12 protein-coding genes are annotated in these 13,710 nt (G+C 67.6%); 5 read left to right on the top strand and 7 right to left on the bottom strand.

Annotated elements, in window-relative coordinates; translation table 11 throughout:
* The first annotated feature begins 24 nt into the window (after window positions 1–24).
* The 5 genes from QCE83_RS21405 to QCE83_RS21385 all read left to right on the top strand — a co-directional run bounded on the left by QCE83_RS21405 (window position 25) and on the right by QCE83_RS21385 (window position 5,984).
* On the top strand, window positions 25–534 hold the full coding sequence (locus QCE83_RS21405) for a spore coat U domain-containing protein (protein WP_309815740.1): 510 nt from the start codon (window positions 25–27) through the stop codon (window positions 532–534).
* 38 nt (window positions 535–572) lie between these two features.
* A complete protein-coding gene (locus QCE83_RS21400; RefSeq protein ID WP_309815736.1) occupies window positions 573–1,316 on the top strand; it encodes a molecular chaperone in 744 nt (247 codons plus the stop codon).
* Window positions 1,317–1,323: 7 nt separating this feature from the next.
* Complete coding sequence (locus QCE83_RS21395; protein WP_309815733.1) at window positions 1,324–3,849, top strand: fimbria/pilus outer membrane usher protein; 2,526 nt, start codon at window positions 1,324–1,326, stop codon at window positions 3,847–3,849.
* On the top strand, window positions 3,846–4,805 hold the full coding sequence (locus QCE83_RS21390) for a spore coat protein U domain-containing protein (protein ID WP_309815730.1): 960 nt from the start codon (window positions 3,846–3,848) through the stop codon (window positions 4,803–4,805). The genes QCE83_RS21395 and QCE83_RS21390 overlap by 4 nt, the downstream gene beginning before the upstream one ends.
* 306 nt (window positions 4,806–5,111) lie before the next feature.
* A complete protein-coding gene (locus tag QCE83_RS21385) occupies window positions 5,112–5,984 on the top strand; it encodes an EAL domain-containing protein (protein ID WP_309815727.1) in 873 nt (290 codons plus the stop codon).
* A gap of 139 nt (window positions 5,985–6,123) precedes the next feature.
* Here the strand turns inward: QCE83_RS21385 and QCE83_RS21380 are convergent, their stop codons facing one another.
* From QCE83_RS21380 to QCE83_RS21350, 7 genes are read right to left on the bottom strand one after another with little or no spacing between them, the layout of a single operon-like run.
* Window positions 6,124–7,515 (bottom strand): sigma-54 dependent transcriptional regulator, encoded by a 1,392-nt coding sequence (locus QCE83_RS21380; protein ID WP_309815724.1) that lies wholly within the window; start codon window positions 7,513–7,515, stop codon window positions 6,124–6,126.
* A 9-nt stretch (window positions 7,516–7,524) separates the two neighbouring features.
* Window positions 7,525–9,255 carry a TadG family pilus assembly protein gene (locus QCE83_RS21375; RefSeq protein ID WP_309815721.1) on the bottom strand — a complete coding sequence of 577 codons (1,731 nt, stop codon included), beginning with the start codon at window positions 9,253–9,255 and terminating at the stop codon, window positions 7,525–7,527.
* A gap of 27 nt (window positions 9,256–9,282) precedes the next feature.
* Window positions 9,283–9,585 carry a DUF3613 domain-containing protein gene (locus tag QCE83_RS21370; protein ID WP_404985265.1) on the bottom strand — a complete coding sequence of 101 codons (303 nt, stop codon included), beginning with the start codon at window positions 9,583–9,585 and terminating at the stop codon, window positions 9,283–9,285.
* 37 nt (window positions 9,586–9,622) lie between these two features.
* Complete coding sequence (locus QCE83_RS21365; RefSeq protein ID WP_309815719.1) at window positions 9,623–10,360, bottom strand: tetratricopeptide repeat protein; 738 nt, start codon at window positions 10,358–10,360, stop codon at window positions 9,623–9,625.
* 10 nt (window positions 10,361–10,370) lie between these two features.
* Complete coding sequence (locus QCE83_RS21360; RefSeq protein ID WP_309815715.1) at window positions 10,371–11,354, bottom strand: type II secretion system F family protein; 984 nt, start codon at window positions 11,352–11,354, stop codon at window positions 10,371–10,373.
* Window positions 11,351–12,307, bottom strand: coding sequence for a type II secretion system F family protein (locus QCE83_RS21355; protein WP_309818681.1), 957 nt, complete (start codon window positions 12,305–12,307; stop codon window positions 11,351–11,353). The genes QCE83_RS21360 and QCE83_RS21355 overlap by 4 nt, the downstream gene beginning before the upstream one ends.
* Before the next feature lie 19 nt (window positions 12,308–12,326).
* Window positions 12,327–13,709, bottom strand: a complete 1,383-nt coding sequence (locus QCE83_RS21350; protein ID WP_309815713.1) for a CpaF family protein — start codon at window positions 13,707–13,709, stop codon at window positions 12,327–12,329.
* Window position 13,710: the final 1 nt, after the last annotated feature.

The following is a 13,710-nucleotide window of genomic DNA, read 5'->3' as shown; positions in this document are numbered from 1 at the left end:
TAAAAAAATATTCTGAGGTGAAGAATGCGTCGCCACTCGATTGCGGTTTCATTCATTTCACTCGCGTTAGCCACGGGGCCCCTCATTCCCTTCGGAGCGCGAGCCGCTACCAAGACCACCACCTTCGTGGTCTCCCTGACGTTGCAGAACGACTGCAACATCACAGCGAATCCGCTGAACTTCGGTACTTCGGGCGTCATCGCGGCGAACATCGACCAGACCACCACGCTGTCGGTCACGTGTTCGAACGGCGCGGCCTATAACGTCGGGCTCGATGCAGGCTCGGTCGCCGGCTCGACCATCCCCGCCCGTTTGCTGGGCGGAACCGGCACGCCGGTGCCGACGGTCGCCTATCAGCTCTACCGCGACGCCGCCCGCACGCTGATCTGGGGGCAAACGGTCGCCACTGACACGGTGGCGGGCACCGGCAACGGTGCGGCACAGACGCTGACCGTGTATGGCCGCGTCGCGCCGCAGACCACTCCGGCAGCGGGTACCTATACGTCGACGGTCACCGCGACCATCACGTTCTAGGTATGCGTGATCCGAAGGCAGGTCGAGTCCTCCGCCGGGTGAGGCGGGGGCTGCTGTACTCGTTCGCGCTGCTCACGCTCTCGCAGCTGGGCAGCGCGTGGGGCGCCGCGCTTCAGGTTTCGCCGATCCGGCTGGACCTTTCCGCCGAGAAACCCGCCGCCGCGCTCACGCTGCATAACGACGGCGCCGTGCCGCTCTATGCGCAGGTGCGCGTGTTCGCATGGACGCAAACGATCGATGAAGATCATCTGGACCGCACCTCTGCCATCGTCGCGAGTCCGCCTATCGTCAACGTCGCGCCGGGTGGCGATCAGACCGTTCGCATCCTGCGCGTCGGCACGACCCCGCTGGTCCGCGAGGAAGCCTATCGGCTGCTGATCGACGAATTGCCGAACGGCCAGGCCGCCTCCTCGACCGGCATACGCATGCAGTTGCGTTATTCGGTGCCGGTGTTCGTCGGCGCCAAGGAGGACCAGGTGCCTGCACTTGCGCTGTCGCTCGAACGCACTGAAGCGCCGGACGGCCACGACATCCTGATGCTGCGCGCGGCGAACCACACGGATCTCCACGCGCAACTGAGCCGAGTGCACCTCGACTGGCCTAACGGCCATTCGACCCAGGTGTCCCCCGGCCTCCTTGGATACGCCCTCCCGCACGCGGCGCGCCGCTGGCCGGTGCAGGGCGCACCTTCGGGCGTGACCTCGGCGACGCTCAAGGCGCTCGTGAACGGCGAACCGGTGACGATGCCCGTGAGCGTCGTCGGACCGCAACCTGATCGGTGACCCGTGGATGCGCTCGCCCCACCGGCACTCGTGCCACACCCGCGGGCATGCCTTCAGGCGCATGCGCTGGGTGCTGCCGGTCTGCGTATTCGCGTCGGCCTGCGTGCCGGCGCGCGCCGATGACGTTCCGGCGACGCTGGCCGCCGGTGACCTGCCCGCGACGCTCGCCGCCTTGCGTGGCGGCTTCCCCGCTGCGGGCGGCGGCGCCACGGGCGAGCTGTATCTCGAAGTGGCCATCAACGGCGTGTCGACGCAGAAGATCGCGCAGTTCTTCATCACCGACACGATGATCTACACGACGATCAACGAGCTGCGCGACCTCGGCCTGCGCACCGACGACCTTCGTCCCGACGCCCAGGGTCGCGTCGGGCTCGGCTTCGTGCCGGGCCTGCGCTACACGTACCAGCCGGAGCGGCAGCGCATCAACCTGGAAACCAACGACTCCCGCCGTCTGCCGGCCTCGCTCGCCAACACGCCCGCGCGCCCGCCGACGGCCGCCACCGGCACCGGTCTCGTCATCAACTACGACGCGACGGTGCAGACCAACTCGCCGACGCAATACGGCCTCTTCAGCGAACAGCGCTTCTTCTATCCGGGCGGCGTGTTCGACAACACGGGCACCGCGTACTGGTATCAGGACCGGCACCGCTACGTGCGGCTCGATACGTCGTGGAGCCATTCGGATACCGACACGCTTGTCACCACGCGTCTCGGCGACACCATCTCGTCTTCGCTCACGTGGACGCGGCCGGTGCGCATGGGCGGCGCGCAGGTGTCGCGCGACTTCTCGCTGCGGCCGGACCTGATCACCTATCCGGTGCCCGCGCTGGCCGGCTCGGCGGCCGTGCCAAGCGCGGTCGACCTGTATGTGAACAACGTGCGCCAGTTCAGCGGCAACGCGCCTTCGGGACCATTCGTCATCAACGCGGTGCCTGCGATCAACGGCGCCGGCGAAGCCGTCATCGTGAGCCGCGATACGCTCGGGCGCAGCGTGATGACCACGGTGCCGCTGTATATCGATGCCCGCCTGCTCGCGCGCGGTCTCACGGATTTTTCGGTGGAAGCGGGCTTCGTGCGGCGCGCCTATTCGCTCGACTCGTTCAACTACGCCGGCGATCCGTCGCTGTCGGCGTCGCTGCGGCGCGGCGTCACCGACGAATTCACGCTCGAAGCGCACAGCGAAATCACGCGCGGCGTCTATAACGCAGGCGTCGGCGTGCTGTTCGGCGTCGGCCAGTGGGGCGTGCTGAACGTCGCAGTGGCGGGCAGCGCGGGCAATGGCGGCGCCAATCCGGCGCCGCTCTATGTCTATCCGGCCGGCTACTACGACGGCTTCGGATCGATTGCCCCGCAGGCCACAGCCATTCCCCGGCAGCCGTCGACGGGCGGCGGCGGCGTGCAGTTCGCGGCGGGCTGGCAATGGCGCACGCCCGCGATTTCCGTCGACTTGCAGGCGACCAAGGCCACCCCGCACTACAGCGACCTCGCCGCCGCCGAAGGCACGCCGGTGCCGCGCGCGACCTATCGCGCCACCGTCGCCGCGCCGCTGCGCGCGCTCGGTTCGTCGAGCACGGCGAGCGCGAGTTTCGTCGGCGTGGACGATCCCTACTACGGCTATTCGCGCATCGGCTCGCTCGCGTACACGACCAGCCTGCCGCGCGGCGCGTCGCTGTCGGCGAGCGTCTATCACGACTTCGGTGACAGCAGCACCACCGGCGTCTTCGTCGCGCTGAGCTTCGTGATCGGCGGCGCGCTGAATGCGAGCGTCAACGCGGGCTCGGATCACGGCAAGCCGATCTTCGGCGCGGCGCTGTCGAAGACGGCGGACTACGGCGGCGGCTTCGGCTGGCAAGTCCAGTCGTCGCGCCAGAACGGCATTCAGCAATCGCTCGCGCAGGGCACGTATCGCGGCCGCTACGGCGATTTGCTGGCGTCGGTCGCGAACGTCGATTCGCGCACCTACGGCGAGCTGGATGCTTCGGGTTCCATCGTGGTCATGGCCGGCGACGTGCTCGCGGGCCGGCGTATCGACGACGCCTTCGCTCTCGTCTCGACGGACGGCGTAGCGGGCGTTCCGGTGCTGCACGAGAACCGCGAGATCGGCGAGACCAATTCGGCGGGGCATCTGCTGGTGCCGGACCTGGTCTCGTATCAGCCGAACCATCTTTCCATCGATCCGCTCGGCCTTCCCGCCGATACCTCCGTCACCACGACCCAGCTGAATCTCGCGCCGCAGGCGCGCGCGGGCGTGCTTGCGCGCTTCCCGCTGCAGGATTTCAAGGGCGCGCAGTTGCAACTGGTGTCGGCGAACGGCCAGCCCTTGCCGGTCGGAACGCAGATCACGCATCGCGAAACCGGCAAGCAATACGTGGTGGGCTACGACGGTCTCGCTTTCGTCGACGATCTCTCGCAAGCGAATACGCTCGACGCGGCGCCGGCAGGCAAGCCCTGCGAAGTGCGGGTGCCTTTCAAGGCACAGGGTCGCGGCCTGCCGACGCTCGGGCCGTTCACGTGCGGGGATGCGTCGCCATGAAGCGCATCGTGCTGTTTCTCGTGTTCCTGCTGTACGGCGCAACCGCGCACGCGCAGAGTTGCACTGCGACGGTCTCGGGCATCACCTTCGGCCCTATCTCGCCCGCAACCACCTCCGTCGCAAGCATCACGGGCACGGTCAACATCACCTGCACGCCTGCTGCATTGAATCCGCCGGTGCGCGTCTGCCTGAACTTCGGCACCGGCGGCGGCGGCACGTCGTACTCTCCGCGCCTGGCGAGCACAGGCACCGGCACGATTCAGTACAACCTCTATTCCGATTCCGGCTACAGCACGATCTGGGGCTCGCGAGCGTCCGGTTCCTTTGCGCCCGTCGCGGTGGACCTCACGTTTCCGCTCGGCGTGTCCTCGGTGAGCCGCGCCGTGACCATCTACGCCCGCACTGCGCCGGGCCAGACGACGCTCACCGCCGGCAACTACGTCTCCGTGTTCTTCGGCACGGTCTCGGCGGAAATGGACTACACAGCATACGTCCTGCTCGCGCCCGACTGCTCCACGGTCACCTCGAATGCCACGGCGTTGTCGTTCATCGTCACGGCGCCGGTCATCAACGATTGCTCGCTGTCGGCCACCAACATCAACTTCGGCGCCTCAGGCGTGCTGAACGGCGCGCTCACCGCGACCGGCACTTTGAGCGTCGCATGCACCAACAACGACGCTTATTCGATCTCGCTCTCGGCGGGCAGCGGCGTCGGCGCAACCGTGGCCGACCGGCGCATGACGAAGGGCGGAGGCACGGAGCAGGTGAAGTATCAGTTGTACAGCAACGCCGCGCTCACGATTCCGTGGGGCGACGGCAGCAACGGGACGGCACTCGTGAGCGCCTTCGGGAATGGCTCGAATCAGGCCATCACCGTGTATGGCCGTGTGCCGCCGCAGACGACGCCGAGCGCCGGCACTTACACCGATACGATCGTCGCCACGATCGTTTATTGACAGCCCGCCACTCGTCCGGATTACAAAAGTTCGGCCACCTGTCCGTACAAAATGCAAAAAGGCCGACAAATAGCAACGCCTCCGTTCCGCCCCGCATTCCGCCCCGCACGGCGTAACACGCGCTGGACGTTACGTAACTGAAGCACCTGTTTCATACTGGGCGCGGCCTTCGGTACGACGAAATACCCCCGCAAACGTTATCCAGCCGTGACATGCCGGGCTCACCCCTGATACCACGGCAGTCGGACGCATCTGGCACGACTCGTGCAATCTTCCGACGGACCAAACGGAGGAGATGGAAGCAGCATGAAACGAACGACAGACGGCTCGCCCGCAGCGATCGCCGCGCCGGACTCAGATCATGCATTGAGGCATCGCGTACTCCAGGGCCTGCGGGCCGGTGAGTTCTGCATCGCCTATCAGGGAATCTATCGGGTGGACAGCGGCGAACTCGCGCAGATGGAAGCGCTGATTCGCTGGCGTCATCCGGAGTTCGGACTGCAGCTGCCAGGCGCATTTTGCGCGGCGTTCAAGGACGCCGATGTGATGCTCGAACTCACCTGGTTCGTGATGGACCGCGTGGCCGCCGACATGGCCGCGTGGCGCGCTGCCGGCGGCGCGCACTATCCGGTGGCCGTGAACGTGCCGCCGTCCATCGCGGCGCTGCCCGGTTTTTCCGAGCGTATGGACAGCATCTGCCGCGCGCATGGCGTCGCGCCGGAATGCCTCGAACTGGAGTTATCGGAAAGCGAGGATCTCGCGCGCTTTCCCGGCATGCAGAAGCTCGTGCGCCGCTTCCGCAACAAGGGCGTCAATATTTCGATGGACGATTTTGGCACCGGCTATGCCTGTCTTGCGGCGCTTGGACCGATCGAATTCGGCACGGTGAAGATCGCGAAGGAGCTGCTCGCCGAAGCGCCGAGCTGCCCGAACGCCTGCACGGTGTTCTCTGCGGTGCTCGCGCTACTGACGCGGCTCAAGGTGTCGATCGTCGTTGAAGGCGTGGAGACCGCCGCGCAGGCGCAATGGCTGGCGCAATGGCCGCATGTGCTCGCGCAAGGCTTCTTCCTGGCGCGCCCGGCGTTCGGGATCGACCAGGTGCCCGGCGCCCGCACGGCGAAAGTCGCCGACAAACGCCGCGAGGTTCGCCACGCCATGCGCATCGCAAACGCGGCATGAAAACGAAATCGAGCAGTTAGAACCGGTTTCCCAAGAGCTTCTGGCAGCCCTCGTAAAGCCAGAACTTCGCCGGCGCATGCGTGCGCCGGCGTTTTTTTTGGTGCGCCGCGCTTGAACGCGGCGAAGCGGCGAAACGGCTTTACATCGGCCGGGTCTCGGGTTCCTCGTCGAAGATCTGGAACTTGCGCATCTTCTCCCACAACACCTTGCGGCTGATGCCGAGTTGCTGCGCGGTATCCTGCCTGCGCCAGCCGTTCGCGTCGAGCGCGGCGATCACGCGGTTGCGCTCGTTCATGTCCCACTTGCTGCGATCGACGAGCAAATCGGTTGCACCTTCTCCCGCTGACGGTTGCTGCTGGTTGCGCGCCAGCACCAACAAGCGCTTCACGCGCGACTCGTCCCAGCCGCCGAGCTGCCGCACGGTGACACCTACCCGTTCCGCCAGGTTGCGCAGTTCGCGCACATTGCCGGGGAAATAGATATCGGCAACGGCGTCCGCGAGCCAGTACGGCAGGTCCGGCAACGTGTCGAGCTTGTCCTTGCCGATCACTTCGCTGACGAACGCCTTGAACAGCGCAATCTTGTCGGGCGCGCCGCGTTCCTCCAGCGACGGAATCTTGAGTTCGATCACCGCCAGCCGGTAATACAGGTCGGCACGAAAGACACCATCCTTCACGAGCTGCGGCAGGCACTTGTTGCTCGCCGCAATCAGCCTGAATTCGAGGCGCACCGGCGTCGCCGACCCCAGCCGCGTAACCGCCTGGTCTTCCAGCACGCGCAACAGTTTGACCTGCTGATAAAGCGGCAAATCGCCGATTTCGTCGAGGAACAGCGTGCCGCCGTTGGCCTGTTCGAAATAGCCCTTGTGCGCCATCACCGCGCCCGTGAAGGAACCCTTCGCATGACCGAAGAACAGCGATTCGAAGAGGCCGTCCGGAATCGCGCCGCAGTTCACCGCCACGAACGGCCCCGCGCCATAACGCGAGTGCTTCTCGTGCAGCAGTTGCGCGATGCGTTCCTTGCCGACGCCGGTCTCGCCGTGCACCAGCACGCTGGTGTCGCAATCGGCGAAGGTATCGACTTCATGCAGCAGCGCCTTCATGCAGTCCGCATGCGCGATCAGATCCTCCGATGCCTGCGTATCCTCGCCATGCGCGCGCAGTTGCCGCGCAAGCTTGCAGACCATCGCGCGCAGTTCCGCGCCGGTGAAGTCGAGCGGCAGGATGTGCGAATAGTCGGCGGGGAACATCGACGGATCGCGCTCGCGCGGCGCCGCGCCGACCCACACGACCGGCATCGTATGCCGCGCCTCCCAGTCGCGCAAAACGAACGCGCCATGGTCGATCACGCTCACGCTGATGATCGCGAGCGCGGGACGCTCGGCGTCGCGAGGCGCGCTGATGGCGGTGCCGTCGGCGCGCAGCACGTCGACGTCCTGGCCGGACATCGCGCGCACCACGCGCTCGACGATGTCGGCCTTGCCCTCCCATACGTGAATGTCGAGGCCGTCGATTCTGGTGTTCTGTCTCATGTCGATCAATCAATAGGCCAGTTGCGACTCGCCGCAGGTCAGCGACAGGTCGTGGATCGTGCTCGCGCCCACTTGCACGCCGAGCGCCTGGAGCACCGGCAGCAACACGGTGTCGAGGCTTGTGAGCAATTGCGGCAGCGTGGCCACGACGCCGCCCAGCAAGCCCGTGACGATGCCGCTCAACAGCTCGGTCAGCACGGTCGGCAGGATGGGCGAAGAAATCTTCAGCGTGCCCGAGAGGCGGTTGCTCAGTCCGCTCAACGCATTCGCAAGCGATGCGCCCGGCGCGGACGGCACGGTCTGGTAGTCGTCGGCGTTGCCGCTCACGCCGTCGAACGTGATGTTCGGCGCGGCCGACGCGGGCATCGTCGCGGGCAGGGCGGCGGCGAGGCTCACGCTGGCCACGCCGGGCACGTTGAGAATCGTCGCGGGCACGGGGCAGGTGCCGAACGCCGCATTGGCCTGCAGGTCGCCGACGCACACATTGGCGATGCCGCTCTGCACGCCGATCACCGAGCGCCGGGCCAGCGGCGGACCAGCGCATTGCGTCGAGGCGAGCCACGCGGTGCCGGATCCCGCATCCACATACAGCGGCAGATGGATCAGCTGGCCGCTCAGCGCCGGAATGGGCGGGATGTCGGGCAGCTTCACGAGGCGCACGTCGAGGACCGCCCGCACTTGCGCCGTGCTGGCCTGGGTGCGCCAGTTGCCGTTGCCGTCCTGCCCCGCCTCGCCGATGGCCAGCGCCGGCGGCTCGATGATCTGCACCGACAGCGTCACCGACCCGAGCAGCCCCAGGTCGATGCTCGGCTTCAGGATGACGGCCGCCTTGCCGGCCTGCGCGATCTCGGCGGAAACGAGCAGCGCCTCCAGCGGGTTGATGGTGGCGTCGAGCGCGCTTTGCGTGTTCGCCAGCGCAATCGACAGCAGCCCGGGCGCGCCGTTCTTGCTGCCGAGCGCGATGGTCTGGTTGCCGGGAATATTCGCGTTGACGATGGCGCCCATCGCGCCGATCGCCGTCGACAGATTGGCATTCACGACAGACGTGGTTTGCAGCGCCTTCAGCATGAGTTTCGCGATATCGCCCGCGCTGAGTTGCAGGCCCAGCAGTTGATCCACGGTGCCGACGCCCGCCGCCGTGACGAGATCGCCCACGCGCACCTGGGCGTTCGCGAGCCCCTGGTACGACACCAGGTTCAGATTGAGATTCGTGCCGAGCAACGCGTTCAGCAGGCCGTTCAGCTGGCCCGCGCCGAGACTGACGAGCGTCGTGCCGATCGAGAACGAGCCGACCTCCGTCGCCCGGGCGATGGCCGTTGCCGTCACCTTCCGCGACGGCCCGACGAAGAAGTACGGCACCGTGCGCGCGGCGCTCACCTTCACGGCGTTGGCGGGCGTGCCGCTGGTCGAGAAATAGTCGGGCGCGGCGTTCGCCTGCGTGTCCCAGCGCCCGCACGTGACGCTCAGGCTGTTGCCGGCGGCGTTGGCGTCGAAACCGTTGACGAGTGCGCTGCCGGTCGCCGCGGAGGTGGCGCGCGCGCACGAACTCGACAGCGACTGCGTGCCCGCGCTGGCGGCGAGATCGACGACGCTCTGCAACGCGCGCCGCGCGAAGAACAGATTGCCGATGTCGAGCGCGCCCAGCGCCGCGACCGCCACGACCAGCCAGATTGCCGCGAGCGTCGCCGCCGCGCCGCGCTGGCGCTTAAGGTGCGGTCCGAAGGTGCGGTGGGCTTTCATGGCGTGAGCGTGGGCTGCGGAGTTGCATCAGTTCGCGTTGTGATAGTTGACGTCGAGCGCCGGCCGCCCGGCGTCTTCGAGCGACGAACCGAAGCGCGCCGGAATGCCCGTCTCGAACGACTTCAGGTAGCGGTCGTAGGCCGCGCTGGCCTCGGCGCCCAGCATCGGCTGCGCGGGCGCGGCGGCGGCATTGCTGGCCTGGAGCGTGAGCCAGGCCAGCGTCGCGTGGCCGATCTCGCTCGCCGCCGGCGGGTTCGCGACCTGCGCGAAGGGGGCGGCGGGCGCTGCGACAAGCACGGCGGCCAGCATCGTCAGGGGGATTCGTTTCATCGTTGCCTCGTGGTTCGGAAACTTCGTTCGTGCGACATCAGCGCGCCGCGACGCGCGGCCGCGCCGCATCGGCAACCCGCTTCGCATCGCCGCGGATCGCCTGCTGCACGTCCGCCGTGAACTTCTGCTGGTCCATCAGTCCTTGCGCATTCGCGGTCTGCCCGCTGGCCAGCAGATACAGCGCGACATTGCTCAGGATCTTCGGGTTGCCCGGCGCGAGTTCGGCGGCCTTCATCAGCGGCACGCGCGCGCCTTCGACGTCGCCCATGCGCAAGCGCGCATAACCGAGGTCGGAGAGCATCGTGGCGTCGGTCGGGGCGCGCTTCGAGGCCGCCTCGAACCGTTCGGCGGCGTGCGTGAAATCGCCCTTCGCGCCCGCCAGCAAACCCAGGCCGCGCAGACCGCGCGCGGCGAGCGGGGTATCGGCGAGACGCGCGTAGGCCGCGGCGCTGGCCTCGGGCTGGCCGGTCTGACGCAGCGCGTCGGCGCGCAACAGAATCGTGTCGGGCGTTTCGCCGTATTGCTGCTCGTAAGCATCGATGTGCGCCAGCGACGCGTACCACAAGCCCTGCGCCTGCATCCGGTCGATCAGCGCGAGGTACATGCCGGGCGTATCGGGCGGCGCGTCCTTCTGCTGCGCCTGATCGAGCGCGGCCTGGCGTTCGGCCTGGATGCCCAGGCCGTAGCCGTTCTCCTGCTTGGTCGCGCATGCGCCGAGCGTCGCGCAGAGCAGCGCCGCGAGCAGCGGACGCAAGAGGGTCGTGGAGAGAGTCATGAGCGTTCCGTTATCGATGAAGTCCTGCCAGCGCGTGCACCACCGCGATGAAACCCGGCCCGGCCGTGATGATCAGCAGCGCGGGCAGCAGCGTGAGCACCATCACGCCGGTCATCTTCACGGTGACCTTGCCGATGCGCGCCCGCAGCGCCGCGCGGCGCGCCTCGCGCAGCCGGTCGCCGAACTGCTTGAGCGGATCCTGCACCGCGCCGCCGTGCTGCTCGACCTGGATGATGAGCCGCACGATGGCGGCGAGATCGTCGTTTTCGTAGCTCGTGGCGAGGCGTTTCATCGATTGCTCGCGGGTGCGGCCGGTCACGAACTGCGCCTGCGCCAGCGCCAGTTCGCGGGCGAGCACGGGCAGCACGCTGCCGAAGTCGTGGATCATCACCTGCAGGCTCTGATCGAGCGACAGCCCGACGCCCTGCAGCAGCCGCAACAGGTCGACGAACATCGGCAGCTCGTTTTCCACCGCGCGCTGACGCGCCTGCGCCCGCCGCCGCACGAACCACTTCGGCGCCATGAAACCCGCCGAGAGCGCCATGAACATCAGCAGCATGAAGCGCGCGCTGCTCATGCCGCCATGGTCGACGGCGAAGACGGCGAGCGGCGCGCCGAGCGCGCCAACAATGCGCGCCGCGAGAAAGCGGGCGCGCGCACGGACGTCGAGATAGCCGCAGCGTTCCAGCAGACGCCGGTCTTCCGGCGCCACCGCGATGCGCCCGAACGGCGTGTCGAGCCAGGCGACGCTCGCGCGCCCCAGCGCCGCGAACAGGCCGCGCGTCGGCGGCGATGTGAGGCGCGTGGCGGGCGCAGCGGCAGCAGAAGCGGCCGCCAGCGACGCCGCGGCACGGTCCTGCAACGCGTGGTCGAGCGTGCGCGCCGAACGCTGCATGCGCAGATGGCGGCTGAACGCCAGCACGCCGCACAGGCTCACGGCCAGCGCGGCGGCGGCGAGCGCGAGCGCGCCGAGCAAGGCAGGCGTGATCGTCATGTCCGCACCCTCGCCAGCCGGTACAGCATCCACGCGCCGAGCGCCTGCAACGCCACCGCCATGTAGACGAGGCGTTTGCCGAGCGTGTCGGTCCACATGGCGTCGAAGTAGGCGGGATTGGTCAGGATCACCATCGTGCCGAGCAGGATGGGCAGCAGTCCGAGCACCCACGACGACAGCCGCGTTTCAGTGGACAGCGCGATCAGTTCGCGATCAGCCTGCTCCAGGTCGCGCATCAGGGCGGCCATGCGGTCGAGCATGACGTCGGAGCGGCCGCCGTATTTCACCGACACGCGCAGCACCGAACCCACCAGTTCCAGTTCGCGCACGCGATAGATGCGCGCCACCGCGCCGAGCGCGTGATCGATTTCCATGCCGGTGCGCAGCATCGGCAGCGCGCGGTTCAGACATTCGGAGAGCGGCGCTTCGGCGCTGCCGAGCGCGCTCTGGAACGCGGCCGGCACGCTGTGGCCGATGACGATCATCCGCACGATGCCGTCGAGGAACGGCGGCAACTGCCGCACGATGCGCTGATAGCGTTTCTGCGCGCGCCACGTGAGCCACGCATAGACGGCGACCAGCACGAACGCCGCGACGCCCGCGCCAATCGCTGGTCCCGCGCGCAAGCCGGCCCACAGCGCGCCGAAGCCGGCAACGGCGAACGTGGTCGCGACGAGCGCGCCCGGCCGTTCGATGCCCGCACGGTTCAGCAGATTGCCGACAAAGGCGCGAACCTGCGCGATGCGCGCCCGGACGCCCGTCTGCATCTCGACGGCAGGCGCGCCCGGCACGGGCCGGGGCGGCTGGGCCGGATGCGGCGCGGGCATGCCATGCGCCGCGCTCGCGCTCTGCACCTGGCGCTCGACGAAGCGCTCGGCCAGCGCCCGTTCGCGCCGCACGGCACTGCGCCGCCACAGCATGAGCGCCGCCGCCGCGCACAGCAGCGCCAGCATCGCGACGAGTGCGACGCCCCTAGCCACTGAAGCCCCCGCCAAAGCCGCCGCCGAAGCGTCCCGTCTGCCCGAAGCCTTCCGACATCGCCACGCCTTGCGCCTGGCGGAATTTCGCGAGCTTCGGCGAACTCGGATGAATGCCGAGCCAGTTCCAGCGGTCCTGTTCGTCGCCGTTCATGTCGACGGACGGCTCATAGCGATACAACTCCTGCATCGCGATGATGTTGTCGGACAGGCCCGTCACTTCGGTGACCGAGAGAATCCGGCGCCGGCCGTTGGAGAGCCGCCCGATCTGCACGATGAAGTCGATCGCGTTGGCAATCTGCCTGCGCAGGCTTGCCTCGGTGCCCTGGAAGCCCGCGAAGCCCGCCAGCATTTCCAGCCGGTACAGACACTCGCGCGGCGAACTGGCGTGGACCGTGCCCATCGAGCCGTCGTGGCCGGTGTTCATCGCCTGGAGCATTTCGAGCACTTCGCCGCCCCGCACTTCGCCCACGATGATCCGGTCCGGACGCATCCGCAGCGTATTGCGCAGCAGGTCGCGGATCGACACGACGCCCGCGCCGTCGAAGCCGCCGGGCCGGCTTTCGAGCCGCACCACGTGCGGATGGTTGAGCGACAGCTCCGCCGTGTCCTCGATCGTCACCACGCGTTCGTGCTTCGGAATGAAGAAGGCCAGCGCGTTGAGCAGCGAGGTCTTGCCCGAGCTCGTGCCGCCCGAGACCAGCACGTTGCAGCGCGCCTCGACCGCCGCCTGCAACAGCGTCGCGATGTCCTGGTTGAAGGTGCCGTTGGCGAGCAGATCGTCGGGACGCAGCGGATCGCGGCGAAACTTGCGGATCGACACGACCGGCCCGTCGATCGACAGCGGCTCGATCACCACGTTGACGCGGCCGCCGTCGGGCAGGCGCGCATCGACCATCGGGTTGGATTCGTCGAGACGCCGGCCGATCGGCGCGAGAATGCGCCGCACGATGCGCAGCAGGTGCGCGTTGTCGGCGAAGCGCACCGGGATCTTTTCGAGGATGCCGTGCCGCGACACATACACGTCGCTATAGCCGTTGATGAGGATGTCCTCCACGGCGGCGTCGGCAAGCAGGTCCTCGATCGGACCGAAACCCGCGAGTTCCTTGGTCAGCGCCGCCGCCACCAGCCGCACTTCGCTCTCGTTGAGCGGAATGCGGCGCAGGCGCACGAAGCTGTCCATTTCCAGATCGACGAACTGCTGGATCGCCTGGCGCGACCAGCGGCCGAATTCCGCGCCGAGTTCCTCGATGCGCGACAGCAGATGTTCGTGCGCGGCCGTCGCCACGTCCTGGAACTGCTGCGACTGGGCGAACGCGACGGCGTCTTCGGCCAGATCGTTCGCGAACGCGATGTCCTTGCTGAAGTCCTGAACCATC

The organism is Caballeronia sp. LZ034LL, assembly GCF_031451215.1.
GTDB lineage: Bacteria > Pseudomonadota > Gammaproteobacteria > Burkholderiales > Burkholderiaceae > Caballeronia.
This window is presented reverse-complemented; position numbering and strand designations above follow the sequence as displayed.